This window comes from Odoribacter laneus YIT 12061 (assembly GCF_000243215.1).
In the GTDB taxonomy this organism is placed as follows: domain Bacteria; phylum Bacteroidota; class Bacteroidia; order Bacteroidales; family Marinifilaceae; genus Culturomica; species Culturomica lanea.
Window position 1 is genome coordinate 1,881,600 of the sequence record NZ_JH594596.1, and the last position, 23,493, is coordinate 1,905,092.

General features: G+C 40.5%; 21 protein-coding genes, 1 tRNA gene and 1 pseudogene. 14 read left to right on the forward strand and 9 right to left on the reverse strand.

Going from position 1 to position 23,493, the window contains the following annotated elements:
- Nucleotides 1-78: 78 nt before the first annotated feature.
- Nucleotides 79-276: pseudogene (locus HMPREF9449_RS17010) on the forward strand (Y-family DNA polymerase); the annotation flags it as partial.
- A 5-nt stretch (nt 277-281) separates the two neighbouring features.
- Complete coding sequence (locus HMPREF9449_RS17015) at nt 282-467, forward strand: DinB/UmuC family translesion DNA polymerase (protein ID WP_390621392.1); 186 nt, start codon at nt 282-284, stop codon at nt 465-467.
- Between the two features lie 171 nt (nt 468-638).
- Here HMPREF9449_RS17015 and HMPREF9449_RS07850 read toward each other — a convergent pair whose 3' ends face one another.
- A complete protein-coding gene (locus HMPREF9449_RS07850; protein WP_009136722.1) occupies nt 639-938 on the reverse strand; it encodes a hypothetical protein in 300 nt (99 codons plus the stop codon).
- 384 nt (nt 939-1,322) lie between these two features.
- Between HMPREF9449_RS07850 and HMPREF9449_RS07855 the strand changes: the two genes are divergently transcribed.
- From HMPREF9449_RS07855 to HMPREF9449_RS16920, 8 genes are all read left to right on the forward strand, one after another.
- A complete protein-coding gene (locus tag HMPREF9449_RS07855; protein WP_187118592.1) occupies nt 1,323-1,703 on the forward strand; it encodes an ArsR/SmtB family transcription factor in 381 nt (126 codons plus the stop codon).
- Nucleotides 1,704-1,772: 69 nt separating this feature from the next.
- Nucleotides 1,773-2,003: a thioredoxin family protein gene (locus HMPREF9449_RS07860; protein WP_009136724.1), complete on the forward strand. Its 231-nt coding sequence runs from the start codon at nt 1,773-1,775 to the stop codon at nt 2,001-2,003.
- An 11-nt stretch (nt 2,004-2,014) separates the two neighbouring features.
- Nucleotides 2,015-2,419 (forward strand): nitrophenyl compound nitroreductase subunit ArsF family protein, encoded by a 405-nt coding sequence (locus tag HMPREF9449_RS07865; protein WP_009136725.1) that lies wholly within the window; start codon nt 2,015-2,017, stop codon nt 2,417-2,419.
- A gap of 9 nt (nt 2,420-2,428) precedes the next feature.
- A complete protein-coding gene (locus HMPREF9449_RS07870; RefSeq protein WP_009136726.1) occupies nt 2,429-3,142 on the forward strand; it encodes an aromatic aminobenezylarsenical efflux permease ArsG family transporter in 714 nt (237 codons plus the stop codon).
- The gene (locus HMPREF9449_RS07875; RefSeq protein ID WP_009136727.1) at nt 3,139-3,588 is read left to right on the forward strand and encodes an arsenate reductase ArsC; all 450 of its coding nucleotides are present in this window, start codon (nt 3,139-3,141) and stop codon (nt 3,586-3,588) included. Before HMPREF9449_RS07870 ends, HMPREF9449_RS07875 begins: the two co-directional genes overlap by 4 nt.
- A gap of 45 nt (nt 3,589-3,633) precedes the next feature.
- Nucleotides 3,634-4,602, forward strand: coding sequence for a permease (locus HMPREF9449_RS07880; RefSeq protein ID WP_009136728.1), 969 nt, complete (start codon nt 3,634-3,636; stop codon nt 4,600-4,602).
- Nucleotides 4,603-4,856: 254 nt separating this feature from the next.
- Nucleotides 4,857-5,111, forward strand: a complete 255-nt coding sequence (locus tag HMPREF9449_RS16915; protein ID WP_261795514.1) for an RteC domain-containing protein — start codon at nt 4,857-4,859, stop codon at nt 5,109-5,111.
- A 67-nt stretch (nt 5,112-5,178) separates the two neighbouring features.
- Nucleotides 5,179-5,469 (forward strand): RteC domain-containing protein, encoded by a 291-nt coding sequence (locus tag HMPREF9449_RS16920; protein WP_009136730.1) that lies wholly within the window; start codon nt 5,179-5,181, stop codon nt 5,467-5,469.
- Nucleotides 5,470-5,791: 322 nt separating this feature from the next.
- Here HMPREF9449_RS16920 and HMPREF9449_RS07890 read toward each other — a convergent pair whose 3' ends face one another.
- Both HMPREF9449_RS07890 and HMPREF9449_RS07895 read right to left on the reverse strand, forming a co-directional pair.
- A complete protein-coding gene (locus tag HMPREF9449_RS07890; protein ID WP_009136731.1) occupies nt 5,792-6,937 on the reverse strand; it encodes an IS256 family transposase in 1,146 nt (381 codons plus the stop codon).
- 229 nt (nt 6,938-7,166) lie between these two features.
- Nucleotides 7,167-7,239: transfer RNA gene (locus HMPREF9449_RS07895), tRNA-Lys, on the reverse strand.
- Nucleotides 7,240-7,442: 203 nt separating this feature from the next.
- Here HMPREF9449_RS07895 and HMPREF9449_RS07900 point away from each other — a divergent pair.
- Entirely contained in the window at nt 7,443-8,057 is a 615-nt protein-coding gene (locus HMPREF9449_RS07900; RefSeq protein WP_009136732.1) for a thymidine kinase, read from the forward strand.
- On the opposite strand, the gene HMPREF9449_RS07905 is transcribed toward HMPREF9449_RS07900, so the two are convergent.
- The 4 genes from HMPREF9449_RS07905 to HMPREF9449_RS07920 all read right to left on the reverse strand — a co-directional run bounded on the left by HMPREF9449_RS07905 (nt 8,040) and on the right by HMPREF9449_RS07920 (nt 12,933).
- Nucleotides 8,040-8,636, reverse strand: coding sequence for an IMPACT family protein (locus HMPREF9449_RS07905; protein ID WP_009136733.1), 597 nt, complete (start codon nt 8,634-8,636; stop codon nt 8,040-8,042). The genes HMPREF9449_RS07900 and HMPREF9449_RS07905 overlap by 18 nt on opposite strands.
- A 167-nt stretch (nt 8,637-8,803) precedes the next feature.
- Nucleotides 8,804-10,228, reverse strand: a complete 1,425-nt coding sequence (gene dnaA, locus HMPREF9449_RS07910; RefSeq protein ID WP_009136734.1) for a chromosomal replication initiator protein DnaA — start codon at nt 10,226-10,228, stop codon at nt 8,804-8,806.
- Nucleotides 10,229-10,612: 384 nt separating this feature from the next.
- Nucleotides 10,613-11,800, reverse strand: a complete 1,188-nt coding sequence (locus tag HMPREF9449_RS07915) for an MlaD family protein (protein WP_009136735.1) — start codon at nt 11,798-11,800, stop codon at nt 10,613-10,615.
- Nucleotides 11,801-11,805: 5 nt separating this feature from the next.
- The gene (locus HMPREF9449_RS07920; protein WP_009136736.1) at nt 11,806-12,933 is read right to left on the reverse strand and encodes an N-acetylmuramoyl-L-alanine amidase family protein; all 1,128 of its coding nucleotides are present in this window, start codon (nt 12,931-12,933) and stop codon (nt 11,806-11,808) included.
- A 170-nt stretch (nt 12,934-13,103) separates the two neighbouring features.
- Here HMPREF9449_RS07920 and HMPREF9449_RS07925 point away from each other — a divergent pair, with 170 nt between their 5' ends.
- Nucleotides 13,104-15,695 carry a putative LPS assembly protein LptD gene (locus HMPREF9449_RS07925; RefSeq protein ID WP_187118593.1) on the forward strand — a complete coding sequence of 864 codons (2,592 nt, stop codon included), beginning with the start codon at nt 13,104-13,106 and terminating at the stop codon, nt 15,693-15,695.
- 442 nt (nt 15,696-16,137) lie between these two features.
- Here HMPREF9449_RS07925 and rlmB read toward each other — a convergent pair whose 3' ends face one another.
- On the reverse strand, nt 16,138-16,926 hold the full coding sequence (gene rlmB, locus HMPREF9449_RS07930; RefSeq protein ID WP_009136738.1) for a 23S rRNA (guanosine(2251)-2'-O)-methyltransferase RlmB: 789 nt from the start codon (nt 16,924-16,926) through the stop codon (nt 16,138-16,140).
- 38 nt (nt 16,927-16,964) lie between these two features.
- On the reverse strand, nt 16,965-18,920 hold the full coding sequence (locus HMPREF9449_RS07935) for an ABC-F family ATP-binding cassette domain-containing protein (protein ID WP_009136739.1): 1,956 nt from the start codon (nt 18,918-18,920) through the stop codon (nt 16,965-16,967).
- Nucleotides 18,921-19,122: 202 nt separating this feature from the next.
- Between HMPREF9449_RS07935 and pruA the strand changes: the two genes are divergently transcribed.
- A complete protein-coding gene (pruA, locus tag HMPREF9449_RS07940) occupies nt 19,123-20,754 on the forward strand; it encodes an L-glutamate gamma-semialdehyde dehydrogenase (RefSeq protein ID WP_009136740.1) in 1,632 nt (543 codons plus the stop codon).
- 192 nt (nt 20,755-20,946) lie between these two features.
- Nucleotides 20,947-23,469, forward strand: coding sequence for a beta-N-acetylglucosaminidase domain-containing protein (locus tag HMPREF9449_RS07945; RefSeq protein ID WP_009136741.1), 2,523 nt, complete (start codon nt 20,947-20,949; stop codon nt 23,467-23,469).
- The last annotated feature ends 24 nt before the right edge of the window (nt 23,470-23,493 follow it).

Consider the following 23,493-nt stretch of genomic DNA (forward strand, 5'->3'; position numbering starts at 1 on the left):
ACAATGATACGGCGTACTGCCTGACCGGGATGGGTTTCCCATCATGCGGACAAATTCCGGGAACAAAGTTTTGCCTCAAAAATTGAAGCTTATTGCATAAACGAAACTTTTTTAGACCTTTCTATAATTCATAATACAGGGGTGGAAAATTTCGCTCAAAACTTTACAAAATTTGTTGGTAAATTAACAGGTATTCCGGTAAGTATGGGAATCGTCCCAACAAAGACATTTGCTAAAATAGCATCTATATACACAATTGGAACTTCCGTCGAATAAAAAGTATTTATACATCCCGTTCATTTTCAGAAATGCTTACAGATTACTCTGACATACAGATTTCCGTTTCAAACTTTACGGCAGCATGTTCCCGTAAATTCCGGGAACAAAATACAGCCGCAGCCCCTTTAATCGTCTTTCTTTTTACAAACCGTTTTCGCCCCAATTTGCCTCAATATTACCAAATATAGACTCCATCGAAATATTTTATTGATACACTCCTATACTTTGCGCAGATAGAGATAAAAATTCTCAATGAAAAACAAATCCACTTTATTCAAACCTATAGCCGCTACACCGTATTTTTCTTTTATAAAAGCAAACAAGCGGTTCCGCGTGAAAATATAACGACTGTATATCTTCTACGTTGCGGTTCCAGTCTCTGCCTTCAACCGGTATTCACGGTTGAAGCGATCGAAAAAGTCCAGTAAAGTCGTATTGTTTCTCCTTCCCTCCTCCTTCTTTTTCAGGGCTTTCTCATCTTTTCCCAGATAAGCATCACGTACTTTTTCCGCAGTCATATAACCGTCTTCGGAAAGCAGCCGCTGATAATATTGTATTAAAGCCTGCAAATGAGAATGTTTATAGGATGGACAATAATGGCCTGCGATCAGCCCTTCCGGGACTTCACGTGGGCATTTTACCTGCCCATAAATGGCCATGATTTAGCCACGAATGAGAGGCACTGGATGGCTTTTAGGATAGACAGAGCAGAAAAGAAAAACTCCTACAACAATCTGATATTACAGGAGTTGTTCGTTTTTTACCGCCGTCTGGCGTATCTTTCCGTGATCCAGCTAGGGTTATGAACCAAGCGTTATTTCTTCCTCAATATCAGTGCTTTCAGAATTTTTGGTTTTGCAGCCGTCACTTTTTAGCCCTTAAAAGCTGTCTGCTGTTGTCCGGTGTCTGTCTGCCAACATCTTGGGTTCAAACGTACACATTATCTTTGAATTATGCAAGTGACTGATAATGAATGTATATAATTTCAGTGCAAGGTGCAAGCGCATACATACGCACTTGTACCTTGCACTGAAAAAAACATAATGAAATTTGCTATCCTGAATATTGTTCGTATATTTGCGAACAATATTCAAGATATGGAAGAAAAGAAAGATTATACAGCTACGCAAGAACAGTTGGCAAGATTTGCCAAAGCATTGGGACATCCTGCCCGAATTGCCATTATGCACTTTTTGGCAAAGCAGAAAACGTGTTATTTTGGGGATATTCACGAAGAACTTCCTATTGCTAAAGCAACAGTGTCCCAACACTTGAAAGAGTTGAAAGATGCGGGGCTTATACAAGGAGAGCTGGAAACACCTAAAGTGAAATATTGTATCAACCGAGAGAATTGGCAACTAGCTCGTGAACTCTTTAAGGAATTTTTCGGGCAATGTATCTGTAAATCAGGGGAGTGTTGCTAATAGTCCCCTTTTTTAATATCAATGTTCGTTGTTTTGCGAATTACGTTTAATATAATAAATTTATAAATTATGGAAATTAAAGTATTAGGAACAGGCTGCGCAGGTTGTAAGACTCTGTATGCAACAGTTGAGCAAGTAGTAAAAGAATTAGCTTTGGAAGCAGTAATAACCAAAGAAGAAGATTTGATGAAGATTATGGAATACAATGTAATGACGCTTCCGGCTCTTGTCGTGGACGGTAAGGTCGTGGCAAAAGGCAAACTTTCTGTCAAAGAGGTAAAAGATCTATTAACCAAGTAAATCAGAGTGTGATGAAACGCTTTTTATTCCTTACTATTGCTTGTTTGTTTTCTATTGGGGGAATGGCTCAGATTGCGACAGATACCTATGTGGAAGTTCTTTATTTTCATGGAAAACAACGTTGTGTAACTTGCAAAGCCATTGAGAAACATACGAAAGAAGTAGTTAATACGGATTTGGCGGAATTGGCCAAAAATGGCAAACTTCGTTTCAAAGAAGTAGATATTTCAACTCCTGAAGGTGAAAGGCTGGCAGAAAAATATCGTGTAAGCTGGTCATCTCTTTATGTTAATAAATGGAAGAACGGCAAAGAAGAACGCAACGATATGACACGCTTCGGTTTTCAGAATGCCCGAAACAATACAGCGACATTCAAGAAAGAATTAAAACAGAAAATCAATCAGTTGCTAAAATAACACAGTTTTATGGAATACTTACAAACATTGTTGGATAATAGTGAAATACCTATTATTACCGCTTTTCTGCTCGGTCTGCTGACTGCTGTAAGTCCTTGCCCACTGGCTACCAACATTACCGCTATCGGATTTATCAGTAAAGATATAAATAACCGCAACCGAATATTTACAAATGGTATTCTATACACTTTAGGGCGTGTATTGGCTTATTCTACATCAGGGGCAATACTTATTGCAATACTCCGAAAAGGTGCGGATATGTTTGCCATACAAAAAGGGATCAGCGAATGGGGAGAACTGCTGCTTGCTCCTGCTTTGATGTTGATAGGGCTGTTTATGCTATTCGGTGATAAATTGCAATTACCCAAGTTCGGATTCTCCGCTACTGAAAAGACGGAAAAACTAAAAGGCTCATGGGGCAGCTTGTTGCTGGGGATATTGTTTGCCATGGCATTTTGTCCTACCAGTGGGTTATTCTATTTTGGTATGCTTATTCCCATGTCGGCAATGGAAAGTGAGGGGTATCTGTTACCTGTTATTTTTGCATTGGCAACAGGGCTTCCGGTTATGCTTGTTGCTTGGATTTTGGCATACAGTGTAGCAGGAATAGGAAAGTTTTATAATCGTGTGCAAACTTTTCAGAAGGGGTTTAATTATATGGTAGCTATACTGTTTATCTTGGTTGGTATTTATTATGGATTGATTAATTTGGATATAATATGAAAATTTTGATTTTATGCACAGGAAATAGTTGTCGCAGTCAAATGGCGCAGGGCTTCCTGCAATCGCTTGATAAGAATATACAAGTGTTTTCAGCTGGTACACATCCGGCAGAGAAAGTTAATCCTTTGGCTGTTGAAGCAATGGCAGAAGTCGGTATTGACATAAGTAGGCATATTCCTACCAATGTAACTGCTTATTTAAGTGATACATGGGATTATGTGATAACAGTATGTGGCAGTGCCAATGAAACATGTCCTGCTTTTGTAGGTAATGTAGGGAAACGGTTGCATATTGGTTTTGAAGACCCCTCGGAAGCAATAGGGACAACTGACTTTATCAAAAGTGAATTTGAAAGAGTGCGTAATGAAATCAAGAATGAATTTACCAAGTTCTACATGACAGAGGTAAAAAAACAAGAACTGCCTAAATCTGCTTGTAACCGCTAATTTTTCAGGCTGTTTGTTCGTATTATTACAAACAATAATAGAATTATGATACAAAGATTTGCTGATTGGCTGGTGTATGACATCTTCGGCTTGGATGCTTCGACAGCTTTAGGAGAAGCTATTAACTTCTTCTTTTATGATACGATAAAGATTTTGATATTATTATTTTTTATCAGCGTGATAATGGGCATTATTAATGCCTATTTCCCGATAGAACGTTTGCGCAATTATTTGACCTCTCGCAAACTATATGGATTGCAATATTTCTTTGCCGCCTTATTTGGTGCTATTACCCCGTTCTGTTCCTGTTCTTCCATACCGCTGTTTATTGGATTTGTGAAAGGGGGCATTCCTTTGGGAGTAACATTTGCCTATCTGATAACCTCGCCTTTGGTGAATGAGGTTGCCGTTGCCATGTTTATCGGAACTTTTGGGCTGCGCATTACCACTATCTATGTGATTAGTGGTATTCTGTTGGGTATGGTAGGCGGATTTATTTTGGGTAAGATGAAATTGGAGTCTTATTTGAGTGATTGGGTGAAACAAATACAGCAAAATTCAACTTCCGACTCTGGAACGTGGGAAAAAGAGCATACTCCGTTTTCTAGACGATTGCCAGTTATCATGCAAGAAGCATGGGGTATTGTCAGAGGAGTGCTTCTGTATATCCTTATCGGCATTGGTATCGGTGCGTTTATGCACGGTTATGTGCCGGAAGGATTTTTTGAGCAGTATATGTCTAAGGAAAACTGGTTTGCAGTTCCTTTATCAGTTGTCTTAGCAGTTCCGATGTATGCCAATGCTGCTGGAATAGTGCCCGTGATTGAAGTTTTTGTAGCTAAGGGTATTCCCATAGGAACGGCAATCGCTTTTATGATGGCGGTAGTGGGGCTTTCACTTCCCGAAGCCACGTTGTTAAAGAAAGTAATGACATGGCGTTTGATTGGTATTTTCTTTGGGTTGATAACCTTATTTATTATTGTATTAGGTTATCTTTATAACATTGTGTTATAATGCGATATATGGTGAGTATGGAATATGTAGCAATTAAAAGCTACGTTAGTAAATTACTCTTTCAGATACAGACTGAAATAAATATTTCTAATTCTGATGAATGTATAAGGATTGACAGGGCATTACACATGATGCGTTTTATTAGGCCTTTATGTGACGAACTTAGGAAACATACAGTAAATTATCAGTTTAGGGACGAGGCGGAAGAAATCTATTTCTTTAAAGAACTAAAGCCTGAAGTGGTAAGTAAATATATGTACTACAACAAAATTTATGTCATAGAAAGTAAATTCCCTACTGGTAGTGAGGTTGCGCAAAAAGAGTATCTGTACAATGAATTAAATAGTTTGACATTTTATTTCAGCAGGAATTTAGACTTTTATGAGTATTACCGTTCTAAATCTACTTATTTGGATAGGTACTATTTTACTCGAAACCAAAACGATTTACGAATATGTACGGATAGTTCTCATATTGATAAAGACCCTTTTATATTAAATCGGATATGATTTTTAAATGACTAAAATTATTACTAACGAATTGTTGAAAATCTATTTGACTAACAGATTGCAGTAATTGGAGCATATTGTACAGCGCAAAGCGGATAACGGACTGATTGTAGAAACTATTTTGCGTTGGACTGGCTCTAAAAGAGCATTGGTGGAACTGATTTATGCTTTAGAAACAAATGGGGATTTTAATAAAGGAACAGCAACTTTAAAAGAGATTGCAGTATATTTTGAGCGTATGTTCAGTATAGATGTTGGCGCCTTATACCTCTCTTATTTAGAAATGCGAAGCCGTAAAACAAACAGAACTCGATACTTTGGAAACATTGCAAACAAGTCTGCTCCGAAGAATGGATGAAAACGACACATGATGCGAGTTTTATTTTCTTTTCGCAAGTAATTATACTCTTGTAATAAATAAACCATTCAGCATTTCAATCCATTTTGAATGGTTTATTGTTTTCATTCAATCCTGCTATATTGAAATCTTGCTTTCAATCAATCAAGCTATCAATATTTCAATAAAACAAGATTGCAGGATTACAAAAATAAACTCATTGGTCGGGGAACGCTCAGCGACAAAGGGCAGGACCTCCCGTCCCGACGAGCGAAAAAACGATAGTGTTTCAAAAAGTGTGTATGCCTTCCCTTTTTATTCATTTCTGCAAAATTATTTATTTTTAATAAAATAGTTTTGATTCTAAAAAATTATAAATGGGGTATTTATAAATATCCGCATTCTGCGCCACTGTGCCCATCAGCAGAATGACGGCCTGTGGATTTGGCATAGCTCCTCTCATGTTAATGACTCTTTTATAATCCCTGTTGAGTCTTTCAATCCAGTTTGTAGTGTAAATCATTCCCCTGATTTCCCTTTCATATTTAAAGTATGTAAAGTAGAACCTGTATCTTTCATGTTGATATCTTTTCAGTGATGGATAGCTCTTCTGCCATCTTAGGATAAAGTCTTTAAAGTTTTCAAATGCCTTTTCCGGATTGATATCCCATTGATCGGGGGCACATATTTGTTTCAGCTCTTCCATGACCTGTTTCTTATCCCTTGGCTTGACTTTACCTGCAATATTCCTTTTCAGATGAACAGTACAAAGTTGCAGATCTGCTTTTGGAAAAGTGTCTGCCAGGGCGTTTTCAATCCCGCTTAAACCATCACATACCAACAGATCAACAACACTCACCCCTCTTTCCTTGAGGTCTTCAAATACGTCTTTCCAGTTCGTTGCGCTTTCTGTGGGAAAGTTTACCACGGTCAATACTTCCCATGTACGGTCTTCCTTCACTACCAAAACAGTATAATAAGCTTCATTACTGACTGACTCATCCCGACGCGTGAGTACATAAGTGGCATCGAGGTATAAGATCGGATAACGAGAGTCAAGCCTACGGACAAGCCAAGCATTGACATCTTCACGGGCCGTATTCAGAAGACGGCTGACCTGGCTTTTGCTGTAATGCTTACCGTAAAATTGCTCGTAAATTTTACCCACTTGTTCCGTGGTTAAACCGCTACAATAAAGAATGCTCACTAGCTTTTGGGCCTCTTCTTCCTGATCTTTCAACACACCGAAAAACATCGGGTAAAAATTACTGTTACGACTACGAGGGACACGTAATTCGAATATCTTACCTCCATGACAGACACGACGGCCTCGGAAACCGTTACTCACATCAGATAAAGCTTCATTATGAAGACTTCGTTCCGAGAGCATTAAACTCTCTAAACCTTGTTTGACTAAACCCTGAAGACCGGATGCTCCATTTGTGATTTCCGAAATTATTTCCGTAATTTGTTCCTGTGTAAATTCCATAATAAGTTATTTTTGATGTGCAATTACAAAAATAATTAAACTTGGGATTTACACACTTTTTGAAACACTATCCACTATCGAAAAACTCTATCAGTGGATAGTGGATAGTGTGTCTTTTTGTGACCTTTTCGTGTCTTAGGTCACAGACATTATTCAAAGAAAAACTCCTACAATACCTTGATATTGTAGGAGTTGTACATTTACTGTCCATTTCTGTCCAGCGTTTCAGTGATCCGCCTGGGATTCGAACCCAGGACCCCAACATTAAAAGTGTTGTGCTCTACCTACTGAGCTAGCGAATCGTCGTTACTTTCGGAACGCGGGTGCAAAGATAAGGGGAAATATTAAAAGTGCAAATTTTATTTTACTTTTTTTACATAGAGAAGATAGAAAAAATATTTATCAACGGGGGATGTTGGTAACTTCATGTTTTTTAGCAGATTTTTCCATTGTGTGACAATTGCGTTTTTTATACATTTGCCTCTACGAACCAAAGGGAAAAAGAATGTTTTTGGAAAATGCCAGTAAAGCCGGTTGGATAGAAGTGATATGCGGTTCTATGTTTTCCGGGAAAACAGAAGAGTTGATCAGGCGCTTGAAACGGGCACAATTTGCCCGGCAGAAGGTGGAAATTTTCAAACCTAAAATCGACATACGCTATTCGGAAGAAGAAGTGGTTTCGCACGACGCCAATGCGATCCGTTCTACTCCGGTGGAAAATTCGGGCAATATTCTCTTGCTTACAGGTGATGTGGATGTAGTCGGTATCGACGAAGCCCAGTTTTTCGATGCCAATATCGTAGAAGTATGCCAAAAGCTGGCAAACAACGGTATACGGGTGATCGTCGCCGGACTGGATATGGATTTTCTGGGAAAACCTTTTGGACCTATGCCCCAGTTGATGGCTATCGCAGAATATGTCAGTAAAGTACATGCAATATGTGTCCATTGCGGAAACCTGGCCCACCACTCCCACCGGTTAGCAGACAACGACCGCCTGGTCGTACTGGGCGAAAAAGATATCTACGAACCCCTCTGCCGTCATTGTTTCAACCAAGCTAAAATAAACGAAAGCAAAAAAACTGAGCCAGAAAAGAAAGATCTAGTCTTCAAAAATTAAAGAATCGATTGTTTCTAAACGAGTTATCAAATGCGGACAAGCTTTCCGGCGTATCGACAAAGTCATCCGGCATTCCAGTTCAAACTCCCTCGCCACTACTTCCGGCTCTTCCTCTTTTATAACTTTCATAACTTCGTTTATAACCCTATAATCAAACCGGATCCGAAGGAGGCAGTTCTCCGTCTTTTCAACGATATCCGCATGAGCAATAGCATCGGCTGCCGCCTCTTTATAGGCTTGAATCAAACCGGAAACACCCAATTTTATTCCTCCGAAATAACGGACAACCACAATCAGTATATTGGTCAGGTCGGCAGACAAAATCTGTCCTAAAATAGGTTTTCCCGCCGTAGAAGAAGGTTCTCCGTCATCATTCGCCCGGAAACGCTTTTTATCCGCCCCTAAACGATAAGCATAACAGTGGTGACGGGCATCGTAATACTTTGTCCTTATATCCACCAGAATAGATTTAATCTCCTCCTCTGTATAAACTGGATAGGCCAAGGCAATAAACTTACTCCCCTTTTCTTTGTAGAGACCCTCAGCAACCGTCTTTATCGTTTTATACAAATCTTCCATAACTTCCTCCAAATTTCTTATCTTACAACAACCTCATGCAATTTATCAGGATTTTACTGATTTCCGGAACAGACCTTTCAGCTTTTTCCCGGAGAAAAAAACCTTCAGTTCTGAGTATGGTTACAAGACACAGAACTGAAGGTTACCCCGGTTAATGCTTTCTTCGCTTAGTTTCCGCAATACAACTTCCGCTGTATCTCTTCCACCTCCATTTTAAATTTCCGGTCGGTTTCCATTAAATCAGCTACAGCTTTACAAGCATACAATACAGTTGCATGGTCTTTTTTACCGATCTGGTTTCCGATATAAGAGAGGGAAGCCTTCGTATAATTCTTGCAGAAATACATTGCCAGCTGACGGGCTTGTACAATTTCCCGCTTGCGGGTTTTTGCCTGCAATGTCTCGGGGGCAATGTGAAAATGCCCGCATACCACTTGCTGAATCTTTTCTACCGTCAATTCTTCTTCTGCCTGTTTACGAACCATCTTTACCAGAATATCTTTCACCACATCGACAGTCAGATCTCTTTTATTAAAAGTAGCCTGTGCGAGCAAAGAAATCATGGCCCCTTCCAGTTCCCGGACATTATTATTAATATATTTACAGATATAAGCGATCACTTCGCTGGAAAACTCTATACCGTCTTTCTTCGCTTTATACAAGACAATTTCCTTACGGGTCTCAAAATCGGGGGATTTTATTTCTGCAGACAATCCCCATTTAAAACGGGAGAGCAGACGGTCTTCTATCCCACTCAACTCTGCCGGCGCCTTGTCTGAAGTCAAAATTAACTGTTTTCCCAACTGCTGCAGATGATTAAAAATGTGGAAAAATGTATTCTGTGTAGCCGTTTTTCCGGCCAATTCGTGAATATCGTCCAGGATAAGTACATCGATCAACTGGTAGAAATGCATAAAATCATTGATTTCATTCTTCCGTACCGCTTCAGTAAACTGAGTCTGGAACAAATTCGTCGATACATATAACACAACTTTTTCCGGAAAATTCTGCTTTACTTCCAAACCGATAGCCTGAGCCAGATGCGTCTTTCCCAGACCGGAACCTCCATAGATCAGCAAAGGATTAAAAGCGGTTCCGCCGGGATTTTTAGCAATTGCCATTCCGGCAGATTTGGCTAAACGGTTACAGGATCCCTCGATAAAACTCTCCATCGTATAGACAGGATTTAACTGAGAATCAATCTGCAAACGATTTACAGTACGCTCAAAAGGATTTTTCAAACCTCCGGACAATTGCTTATTCAAATAAATCGTATTGGTTTCCGGCCGCTTTTCCGGAGAAGAAGACAGCGTAACAGATAAAGGCTTTTTCGGCTGGTTTTCTACTACAACTGAATACTCCAACTTCGCATTCGGACCGATAACCGTTTTGAGAGAACTTCTTAAAATATCAATAAAACGTTCTTCCAAACATTCATATACGTAGCTACTTGCCACCTGTATCGTCAATACGTCATTTTTCAGTTTCAATGCGCGTATCGGCTCAAACCATGTCTTAAAAGTTTTGGGCGGTAACTGCTCCTCAATCAACCTTAGACACTTCGTCCAAATAATTTTACAATCTTTTTCCATAGTTTACTGTTAGAAAGATAGTTTCTTTTTCTGTTACATTTCTGTTTTGGGAAGGCTAAATTGAGAAAAAAAAGTGGATAAAAAAAATCACATTTTACTTTATTTTTTTGAAAAAAATGCTCGGGGTTTATTATCAGGACTTTAAATACAATAATCTGATTTTAAGACAGTTATACAATAAAAATCCGATATGTTAAATCAAAAAAATTCGCTCTGGAACTTGTCAAAAATTATCCCTTAACCGCTTCTTAACAATCCCTCTAATACACTAAAACAGAAGGTGGGTTCCGCAATTAACATTAATCATAATAACAAATTTATTAAATACATTATGTTAATATAATCCCCCTTCTTTTCCACGCTTATTTAGAAGCATTATAGATATTATTTTTGAGAAATTTTAACAATAAATGCATTTGGATATGCATTTTTAATCTTATCGAGATCTTTTTCCGCTCTTTTTAAATTTTTATAGGTAGCGATCAAATATAAAAATTGTCCCCGACTTTTATATTCCAATAAATCAGGATATTTGAGATACCATTCCGAATCCTGCGGTAAGGGTTTTTCAGATTCATAAACGGAAATTCCATAATTATCACCTTCTTTTACACCTGAACCCAAACTGATCAGTGAAAGATTGACGAATTTTTTGGGGTTGGTACGGAATTCTGTCAAAAGCCTATTCAGATTTTCTGTGACAGCAGTTAAATTATAATAGAGATCATCGTCGTTCACTACTTCTCCCAAAGTTCCCTTCCCTCTATTGATTTTCTGTACAATAGAATCCAGTTGAGATAAAATATGATTCAGGCTGTTGATACTTTTACTCAGATTGGCAGCCCGCAGAGAATCGCTGATCACGACGATATTATCTAATCCTCGGGAAATATTATCATTATTTTTTTCCAAATTGGCGGAAATACTATTGATATTTTCCAAAATAGAAGCAATATGAGAAGACTGTCCCGTAATCAATTTATCTAAACTGGCAGAGGCATGTTCCACATTCCGCAGGGTATTGTGCACACTGTTGATACTTCCTTCGATATTTCCCCGGGCATCTGTATTGAAAATATCCTGTACAACTGACAGTACAGAATCTAATGAAGAAAGCGTATTCTCTGCCTTTACTTTTAAAGGTTGCAATTGTTTATTAAATTGTTCCATCAATCCCAGCTGCAAAGCCGTACGCAATGTATCTCCGCTTTCAGCATATAATGCAGCATCTCCTGGTTCGATATTAATAGCTTTCGACCCCATTAAATCGGCATTTTGGATCACGGCGATTGAATTTGCGGGTATTTCCAGATTTTTTCCAACGGAAAATTCTACCAGCAAACGATCAAACCGTTCCCCCGTAAAGCGGATCGACGTCACCTGTCCTACATGATAACCACGGTAAATCACACTGCTGGATATTTTTAATCCGTCCACTTGGTTATAAATACCATAAAATACATTATTCCGATCGAAAAGAGCCTTTGCTTTCAAAAAATTAATTCCCCAGATCAGGATAATGACAGCCGCAATAGCTGTCACTGCCAGTTTTATCTCCTTTTTTATTACCATAGTGTTTATTTCAAATTCTTTTCCAGCCTGCAGGCCTCTGCAATATTAATCAATTTCCCTTTATGTACGGCAATAATAAAACAATCTTTTACCTTTTTACGGACTTTTTGTAGCTTTTGCTTTACTTCCTCTAAATCGGACGACTTACAGACAAAATAACGATATCTTTTCTCGGTGAGTAGCTCTTCCACTTCAAATCCCGTACATAAATCCCGCCTATTTTTAATGGGAGAAACAGCTGAAGCTACTTGTATTGCATAGAAAAGTTCCCCAGAAGAGAGAGAATCCTGAATTTTATCGAGCGAATCTTTTCCCTGTTCCGTGGAATGAGGAGCCAATACAACGCTATTCTTCTCTACATGCGTTTTATATTGGCGAAAAGCCCGGGCAATAGCATCCGCCATTTTATTCTGCCCGGACAAAGAATTCAAAAAACGTTCTTCTTCCGGATTTGAGATAAAACCCAATTCGACCAAGATAGCCGGCATAGCCACATCTTTCAGAACTAGAAAACCGGCCTGCCGTATACTTCTATCGTATTTCTGAGTACTTTTAATCAATTCTTCCTGTACCAAACCGGCTATCTCCAGACTTTTTCCAAGATACAAATTCTGCATCATAGAAAAAATAATATAGGATTCGGGACGGGAAGGGTCGAATCCTGCATAACGAACCGTATAATTATCTTCGTATTTGATCGCCGCATTTTCCTTCATCGCTACCTGCAAATTCGCTTCCAGTTTATGTAATCCCAGCACGTACGTTTCTATCCCTTTCACTGTCTTATTTTTCACAGCATTTACATGTATGGATATAAATAAATCAGCCTTGTGGTTATTGGCAATTTTCCCCCTCTGGTCCAATTCGATAAATTCGTCTTTTTCCCGGGTATATACAACTTTTATATCCGGGTATTCCGTTTTAATCAATTTTCCCACTTTCAGGGCTACACTCAAAGCAATATTCTTCTCATAACTTTTTAACCCAATACAACCCGGATCTTTTCCACCATGCCCTGCATCAATACATATACAATTGATTTTCCCTAACTTATCCTGACTTTCGGCGAAAAAAGGAAAAAAGAAAAGCATTGTTATAAACAGAAATCCTCCCACTCCGTATCGAATTATCATGATATTTAAAACTTTTTAAAAAGAATAATGAGTATTAACAGTCAATATTTCTTACATTTGCCACTCGGAATCAGAAAGTGAACGGCGAATCGTCCACACAAAAATAATACAATAAATTGCAAATTAGAGAATATATACATCAATTTATTCGGTTGTGTATCATTTTTGTAATGGTAACACTCGTGACAGGTTCGCTTGCAGCGCAAGAGAAAGCGGATTCACTTTTTCTTTTGGAAACCACAACTCTTTTAGCTCCCGATTCCCTCATTTTCGTTCAGGACAGTGTGCCCACAGATACCCTCACAGGAGACACCCTCAAAGAAAAACCTTTGTTTGAAGATATCATCGCTTACGACGCACAGGACTCCATACGTTTTTCCGTAGAACAGAAAAAAGTTTTCCTCTATGGGAACGCCAACGTGAAGTATATTACGACCGAACTAAATGCCAATTTCATCGAATTGGATATGGAGAAAAAACAGGCTTTCGCCTCAGGTTTACCGGATACTTCAGGCACCATTGTAGGAACCCCTATTTTCAAGGATGGTACCCAGGAATTCGAAAGTAAAGAACTCAGGTATAATTTCGAAACGGGAAAGGGCTTTGTAAAAGATATTATCACCCAGGAAGGAGATGGATATGTACAGGGGAAATTGACTAAAAAACTGACGGATTCTATCTATTGTGTAAAAGAAGGATGGTATACCACTTGCGATCAACACGATCATCCCCATTTTTATATCCGGATGAATAAAGCTAAAATGATCCGGGATAAAAAGGTCATCGCCGGTTTTTCCAATCTCGTTCTGGAAGATGTCCCGCTCCCGCTTTTTATTCCTTTCGGATTTTTTCCGATTACCAAAAAAGGAACTTCCGGCATCATTATGCCGACATATGGAGATGAACGAATGCGGGGTTTTAACCTCAGAAACGGAGGATACTACTGGGCTATCAGTGACTATATCGATTTAGCTCTTACAGGAGATATTTATACCAACGGATCCTGGGGAGCCAATCTCATCACAAACTACCGGAAGCGTTATAAATATAACGGTAATCTGAATTTTACCATGAGCCGGAACCACACCAGTGAAAAAGGAATGCCGGATTATACTCAATCCAGCGACTGGTCTATACGATGGACACATGCCCAGGATAATAAAGCAAATCCTTACAGTACCTTTTCGGCTTCTGTGGATATTTCTTCAGCCAACAACAACTATTACAACTCTACCAATATCAACGATATTGCCAACCAACGAAAACAGTCCAGTATCTCCTGGAGTAAAAAATGGCCGGAAAAACCGTTCAGCTTGACTGCAGCTTTCAGCCATAACCAAAATAGCCGGGATTCTTCTATTTCCATCACCTTACCGAATGTCAATTTCCGAGTCAGCCAATTTTATCCTTTTCGGAAAAAAGGAAAATCAGGAGATTTAAAATGGTATGATAATATTGCGGTTTCTTATTCAGCCGAATTGAGAAACAGTATCCAGACCAAAGAAGATTTATTGTTTAAATCCTCTTTCGACAAATGGCAAAATGGGTTTAAGCATTCTATTCCTATCAATACAACCATCAATGTGATAAAGGATGTCTCTTTAACCCCCCAATTTAGCTATAATGCCGTTCTCTATACACATGCTATTCGGAAATACTGGGTAAGTGACACTTCTTATTATGCCAAAGGATATGTAAAGAAAGATACAATCAACGGTTTCCACTATGCTCACAATTATACCGCCAGTGTCACTTTAGCTTATAATCCGACCATATACGGTATGTATATGTTTAAACCCAATAGCAAAATACACGCAGTACGGCATGTTATCCGTCCCAGCGTTTCCGTTTCTTATACCCCCAAAATGGGTGTAAAGAGAAGTAAATATTATAATACTTATTTGGATGTCGATAACGCAGAGCACGAATATTCTATTTTTGAAGACGGTATATACGGAACTCCTAGTGGTACACAAAAAAATTCCGGAACAATCAGTATGAGTATCGATAATAATATCGAAATGAAAGTGCGGAACGATAAAGATACGACCGGAGAAAACGAATTCAAGAAAATAAAAATTCTGGAAAGCCTCCGGATCGGTACAAGTTACGACATATTTGCCGATTCAATGAACTGGTCCAACATACAAATTACGGCCCGTACAAAATTATTCAACGACAAGCTGAATCTGGATGTCACTGCCGTACTGGATCCTTATGCTGTCAATGTCAATGGAACGCGTATTAACAAATTTCACGGAGGACTGGGACGTTTAAGGAGCGTAAGTGCTTCTACAGGTTTTCAATTCTCTTCTGACGACGGAAAAAACAGGGAAGAAAAAAATGAATTGGTAGGAGGATTTTACGACCATTATGTCGATTTTGACGTTCCCTGGGCTGTCAGTGTAGATTATACCCTCAATTATACAAAATCTTGGACCCGGAATCCGAATCCTGGAGCTACAAAAGCTTTATCGGAAGGAACAATCTCCCAGATGCTCCGGGTAAACGGGGATTTTTCGCTGACCCCCAAATGGAAAATCGGATTCAGTACAGGCTATGATTTCGACAATCACGAAGTAACAGCCACCAGCTTCAATATTTCCCGGGATTTACATTGTTGGGATATGACTTTTTCTTGTATTCCCTTTGGAACCCACCAATCCTACAATTTTCAGATCAATGTCCGCTCCAGTTTGTTGCGGGATCTGAAACTGACGAAAAAAGAATCCTGGTACGATACGGGTAACTTTTACCGCTAGCTCTGGAAATTGTTTAAAGAGGAATTTCCCAAAACTCTCATCATTTTACACAGTAGGGACGAGCCCTAATGTGTAATTTTTATATTGTTTTATTTCGCAGAAATCGAGATAAAGAAGGTGTTTAAAGCGGTTTCCGTTTCCCACCAAAAAGGTCCGTCCCTCTGGATAAAAATTTAAAAGGAAATATTCTCCAGGGGAGAGGAAAAGGTATTATTGTTGGTTTAATCAAAGTTTCTTCTCATTTTTACCCAGTAAGGACGCCCCTACTGGGTAATTTTTATATTGTTTTATTTCACAGGAATCGAGATAAAAAAGGTGTTTAAAGCGGTTTCTGTTTCCCTCCAAAAAGGTCCGTCCCTCTGGAGGCATCCAGTAAGGACATACCCCTACTGGATAATCTTTATATTGTTTTGTTTCGCAGAAATCGAGATAAAGAAGGTGTTTAAAGTGGTTTCTGTTTCCCTCCAAAAAGGTCCGTCCCTCTGGAGGCGTCTCTCTGGCGGACCACTTCAAATATCATCACGGCGGCGGCGGCGGATACATTGAGGGATTCAATCTCTCCTTTTAACGGGATTTTTATCTGCTCGTTGACAATGTTTAATAAGCCTTCGTCTATTCCTTTGTCCTCGGACCCCATCACAATAGCCAGAGGCAAAGTCATATCAACTTCCGTATAAAGTTTTCCGGCTTTCTCCGTGGCAGCATATACGAACATCTTTCGTTCAAATTTCAATTCACGAACCAGTTTTTTCAGATTTAACACCCGGCAAACAGGTATATGATATAAAGCTCCGGCAGACGTCTTTATGGCATCGGAAGATATTTTTGCCGAATTTTTATTGGGAATCACCACAGCATGTACCCCAGCACAGGCCGCACTTCGTACAATTGCTCCGAAATTCCGGACATCCGTCACCCGGTCCAAAATCAAAACAAGAGGCACTTCCCCTTTCGCAATCACCTGATCCAAAACTTCCTGGATATCCTGATAAGGTACAGGAGCGACTTCAGCCAATACTCCCTGATGATTCCGGTCAGCAAAAGGCTTGAATACGTCCTCCGGTACATACTGGAACGGGATTCCTCTCTCCCGCATTAAGGCAAAGAGAGTCTGGAACAATTCCCCCTTGATACCTTGCTTTAGCATCACTTTATCGATCTCTTTTTCCTGCTGTATTGCTTCAATTACAGCCCGTAAACCAAATATATATTCTTGCCTGTATTTTGCCATATTTCAATATTTAAATTTATTTATTCCGTTTTCTCCGTTCAATCTTCTTTTTTCCCCTTTATTTCTTCCCAAGCTTCGTGTGCCTTCTCCCATTCCTCCATACTTTCTTCCAGTTGTTTTTTTAACCGATTATAGTGTATATAGTCCTCTTCGCCCACCACACCGGAAGCCATTTTTTCTTCCAGGCCCTTTATTTTTTCTTCCAAGGAAGCTATTTCATTTTCAACCGTCTCCACCCGCTGTTCCGCTTTTTTTATTTCCCGGTTTAGCTGTTTACGGTCCTCATAAGACAGTTTTCCTTTGAGTTTACCAGGAGCATCGCCGGCATATTCTGTTTCTGCTTTCCGTGCATTTCTGCTTTTCCATCTCTCATATTCACTGAAACAGGCAACTTTTTTTGCTGCCAGGAAATCACTTACTCCACCCAAGTATTCTTTAATTCCATGGTGAGCAAATTCGTAAACTTTATCAGCCAAACCGGTCAGAAAATCCCGGTCGTGGGAAACGATAATCACCGTCCCTTCAAATTTCCGGAGCGCCTCCTTCAGGATATCCTTGGTCCGCATATCCAGATGATTTGTCGGTTCGTCCAATATCAATAAATTGTAAGGCTCCAGTAACAAGCGTACCATAGCCAGACGGGTCCTTTCCCCTCCCGACAAAACTTCCACTTTTTTATCCACTTCTTCTCCCGAGAAAAGAAAAGCTCCCAAAATATCCCTTATTTTTTTCCGGATCTCCCCCACTGCTACACGATCTACAGTATCGAGTACCGTCAATTGAGCATCCAACATATCCGCTTGGTTCTGAGCGAAATAACCGATATTTACATGATGACCGATTTTCAACGCTCCTTCATAGGGAATCTCGTTCATAATCATTTTCACCAAAGTAGATTTTCCCTCTCCGTTTTTCCCTACAAAGGCGACTTTCTCCCCTCTTTTTATATCGATATCTACCTCTCTCAATACGTTCTTTTCGCCGTACGATTTACATAAATTCCTACCGGTCAATACGATATCTCCGGAACGGAGAGCCGGCTGAAAGCGGATATTGATCCGGGCGGCATCTTCTTCTTCTACCTCTATCCGTTCCAGTTTCTCCAACTGTTTGATGCGGGATTGCACCTGTACGGATTTAGTCGCCTTATAGCGGAAACGTTCAATAAATTCTTCGGTATCCTTTATCTGTTTCTGCTGATTCTGATAAGCTCTCCATTGCTGTTCCACCCGTTCTTTCCGAAGTTCGGTAAATTTGGTATAAGGAACTTTATAATCGTATACTTTACCCAGCGAAATCTCGATCGTTCGGGTAGTCACATTATCTAAAAAAGCCCGGTCGTGGGAAACTAACACCACTGCCCCGGAATATCCCTGTAAAAAAGATTCCAACCAGGAAATGGATTCAATATCCAAATGATTGGTCGGTTCGTCCAAAAGAAAAATATCAGGTTTAGCCAACAATATCTTAGCCAGTTCTATACGCATCCGCCATCCTCCGCTGAATTCTTCGCATTTACGCTCCATATCTTCAGCCGTAAAACCTAAACCTTTGAGGATAATTTCCACTTCTCCGTTGACATTCCCTTCTCCCCTCAGGGCCAATTGCTCCGTTTTTTCATGGATACGATCCAGAAAACGCATATACGAGTCAGACTCATAGTCTTCCCTTTCTGCTAATTGCCGATTCATCCGGTCGACTTCTTCCCGCAAATCCAGTAAATCACTGAAAGCCTTCTCGGCTTCTTTTCTCACCGTATTTCCGTCCTTATAAAGCATCGTCTGAGGCAGATACCCTATCCGAACGCCGGACGACATCGAAATACTCCCTTCTGAAGGCTGTTGCAATCCAGCCAACATCTTCAGCATAGTGGATTTTCCCGCTCCATTCCGGCCCGTTAACCCAATCCGATCCTTTTTATTAATCAAAAAAGACACAGAATCCAACAGATAAAAACCTCCGAAGACAACACTTACACCATTTACCGAAATCATAAAATACTGAAAATTGAAAATATACAAAGCAAATTCCGGTGCAAAGATAGGGAGTTTCTCCCGAAATCTACTTTATTTAGTCGTCCTTTTTTCCTTCATCCCAGGCAACAGCAAAAACTCCATGACTTTTGTCATATTTTTTATCCCAGAAATAGTTTTATATTTGTAAAAACATATCGTTAACATTTAATACCTATCAACTATGCCTAAAGGAGTATACAGATTACCCAACATTACTAACGAACCTATTAAAAGTTACGCTCCGGGTTCTCCCGAACGGAAAGCCTTAAAAGAAAAGTTAGCCGAAGTAAAAAATACGGTAGTGGATTTACCGATGATTATCGATGGAAAAGAAATCCGTACCGGTAAATTAATGGATATCCGTCCTCCCCACGAACATAAACATTTATTAGGGCATTATCATCAGGGAGATGCCTCCCATATACAAATGGCCATCCAAGCAGCCATGAAAGCAAAACCGGCTTGGGAAAAAATGAACTGGGAAAGCCGGGCAGCTATTTTCTTAAAAGCGGCAGAATTAATTGCCGGCCCTTATCGGCAGCTGATGAATGCCGTCACTATGCTCGGGCAATCTAAAAACGCTTTTCAGGCTGAAATTGACTGCGTTTGCGAGCTGGCCGATTTCTATCGGTTTAACGTAAAGAACATGTACGAAATTTATCATATGCAACCGAATTCTTCAGCCGGAATATGGGATCGCAATGTATGGCGACCGCTAGAAGGTTTCGTATTTGCCCTGACTCCGTTCAACTTTACTTCCATCGCGGGCAATTTACCGGGAGCTCCTGTATTAATGGGGAATGTATGCGTATGGAAGCCTTCTAAAACAGCTGTCTACTCTGCCCATTTAATCATGCAGATTTTAAAAGAAGCCGGATTGCCCGACGGGGTGATCAATCTGGTGTATTGTTCCGGACCGGTAGCTTCCGATGTTATCCTCAGCAATAAAGACTTCGCCGGTATTCATTTCACTGGTTCAACAGGAGTATTCAACAGTGTATGGACCAATATTGTAAAAAATATTAATCAATACCGGACTTATCCGCGTATCGTCGGGGAAACCGGAGGAAAAGATTATATTTTTGCCGATCCGACGGCTCCGGCCAAACAAGTAGCCACCGCTATGGTAAGAGGTGCTTTTGAATACCAGGGACAAAAATGTTCGGCAGCTTCCCGGGCTTATATTCCTTCCAATATCTGGCCGGAAGTACGCAAATATATAGAAGCCGATCTGGCCCAAATTAAAGTAGGAGGAGTGGAAGATTTTACAAATTTCGTAAACGCTGTCATCGATGAAGATTCTTTCGATAAACTGGCCAAAGCGATAGATAATGCACAAGCTTCCCCCGACGCAGAAGTAATCCTGGGCGGGAAGTATGATAAATCGGAAGGTTATTTCATTTATCCGACGGTTATCCTGGCCAAGAAACCGGATTACGTCACTATGCAGGAAGAATTATTCGGACCGGTATTGACCGTTTATGTGTACGAACCGGATAAGGTAGAAGAAACCCTCGATATTCTGGATCATACCTCCAGTTACGCGCTGACGGGAGCGATTTTCTCCCAGGACCGCGCCGCAATTGAAAGAATGACCGAGCGTCTGACCTATACTGCCGGTAATTTCTATATCAACGACAAACCAACCGGAGCAGTTGTAGACCAACAGCCTTTCGGCGGAGGAAGAGCTTCCGGTACAAACGATAAGGCCGGATCCGTTCTGAATTTATTGCGTTGGGTATCCCCGCAGGCGATTAAAGAAACGTTTGTGCCGGCTACAGATTATATGTATCCTAACTTTTTAGAAGATTAAAACGACTTTCAATAAAAGCAAAAATATCTTCAAATGTAAAAGAAACTTCCCCCCTATGGCGTATATCATAGGGGGGAATTTTTTAAAAACCAACGGGAAAAGAAGGATGTCTTCTCCCCCCCAGCTATTCTTTTTGATTTCAGATTTTTTTACCTTTGGCAGGTTAACAGATAAACTTTTAAATTCAGTCGTATGTATATCCGTTTTTTTCTCCTTTGCTTTTTTTTACTCAGTTATTTCGTAGGAAACAGTGCCGACATAAGTATTTTTCCTACCCCCCAAAAAGTGATATTCACCGGTAAGACATTCTCTTTAGAAGGGACTTTTTGGATAAAGGAAAAAAATACCGATCCTTATTTGCGACAATTGCTTTCGGAAATTCTTCCCCTTCAAAAAGAAAAGAAAGGCCGTTCTCCCCGAATCTATATCGGACAAATAAAGGATCCCCAAATCAAAAAATTCCGGGCACAAATTCCGGAAATCTCAGGAGGGTATTATTTATCTGTCCGCCCGGAAACTATTATCATTGCAGGATTTGATCAAAGAGGCCTCTTTTATGCACTGCAAACCTTACGGCAACTCCGCCAAGGCAACAGACTGGCGGAAGCCGACATTACCGATTTCCCTACAGTGCTTTACCGGGGTGTGGTAGAAGGATTTTACGGACAACCCTGGAGCCATGAAGACCGCCTCCGGCAACTTCGTTTCTACGGTAATTTCAAACTGAATACTTACATTTACGGTCCGAAAGACGATCCTTATCACAGTTCTCCGAATTGGAGAATTCCTTATCCGGAAAAGGAAGCCCGACAAATCAGTGCGCTTGTCGAAGAAGCAAAAGCCAATCAGGTGGATTTTATATGGGCGATTCATCCCGGTCAGGATATCCAATGGAACGACGCAGACCGTCAGGCTCTTTTAAAAAAATTTGAAGACATGTACCGACTGGGAGTACGTTCTTTCGCCGTATTTTTCGATGATATCTCGGGAGAGGGTACCGATCCGGTACGCCAGGCAGAATTGCTGAATTTCCTGCACGATCGTTTTGTGGCCGCCAAACCGGATGTAACACCTCTGATTATGTGTCCTACCGAATACAACAAAAGTTGGTCGAACCCCAAACCCGGCAGTTATCTGGATATTTTAGGAGAAAATCTCTACCCTTCCATTCTTGTCATGTGGACGGGCGACCGGGTCATTTCTGACATTACGGCTTCCGGTCTGGAAGAAGTTAATCAGCGAATCCGCCGTCCGGCTTATGTGTGGTGGAACTTTCCGGTAAACGATTATGTACGGGATCATCTTTTGATGGGACCGGCTTATGGACTAGATGCCTCGGCCGGAGAGAAGATGTCCGGGTTCGTCGCCAATCCCATGGAAAAAGCCGAAGCTTCCAAAATTGCTATTTTCGGAGTGGCCGATTATGCCTGGAACCCGGCAAAATACGACTCCGAAAAAGCCTGGGAAAAAGCCATACAGGTATTGATGCCTAACGCTTCCGAAGCATTACATACATTTGCTGCCCATAATTCCGATCTGGGACCTAATGGTCACAAATACAGAAGGGAAGAGTCAGTAAATATAAATCCGGAAATCCGGAAATTTCTGACAGCTTTCCGAAAAGGAGATATGCCAGCGGAATCCCTTTCCAAAATCCGGACGGAATACCAAAAAATTCTCACAGCTTGTACGCAGCTTTCAACTACACCCGAAAATCCGGACTTGATACGGGAAATATCCCCCTGGTTAATGCAGTTCGAAGTCCTGGGAAAAGCGGGACTGGCTGCCACAGAACTGGCTGCACTCTCTCCCCGACAAGAGCTTTGCAGGTATTGGGACACTTACAGTGCTTTGATCGGGTACGAGAACGAACGCCTCCGCATCGACAAAAGTTACAATCAAAATCCCTATCAACCGGGCATAAAGACCGGTTCTCTCGTCATGCAACCCTTTATAGATAGTGTTCGTCTCCTCAGTGAACAACTATTCTGGAAAGAAGAAACTGAACCGGCACCCAAGGAGGCCTCTGTCCCCCGGCTCTACACAAATATTGAACAAATAAAAAGTCTGCCTTTGCAAAAAGACAGCAACAGGATTTCTCTGACCCCTATGCTGGAGGTGATTCGAATAGCTCCTCAGCAATACCTGGGTATAGCATTTCCCTATCCCATGCACTCTGCTCAATTAGAAGCCAATCTGAATGCTTCCGTTTCAAAATGGGGACGCCTGGAAATCTCGGCAAACGGATCGGACTGGATACCCTGTCGGGTCACCCCCCAAGGGACAGTATTTACGGCAGCTTTACCCGACAGTATTCCCTTTCAATACGTTCGCTTTATAAATTTCGGCCCTGCACAAAAAGAAATTTACCTGAAAAAATACAGCCTTTCTTCCCCTCAATTGTCGGAATTAAAAAACAGTGTCGCTTTCCTATCGGACAAGCAATTACAAACCGCCTGCATTTTAATGCCTGCACAAAGTGCCGTTATCGAAAATCCGCACAAAGGCGTCAATAAGCGCTACTGCTTACTGACAATTTTACCCCCGCAGGCGGCTCTGGAAATAAAAGGGAAAACCAAAGACAATCAGTTCCCTTTCCTGGGTACAGCCGATAAAAATTGCTATACCTTTGAGTGCCCGGCGGAAATTGAAGAAATTCATATCTCCAATCCCACTCAACAGCCGATTTCCCTTTACGAACTCCTAGAGAAATAAAAAGAAGTAAAATATTCCACAAAC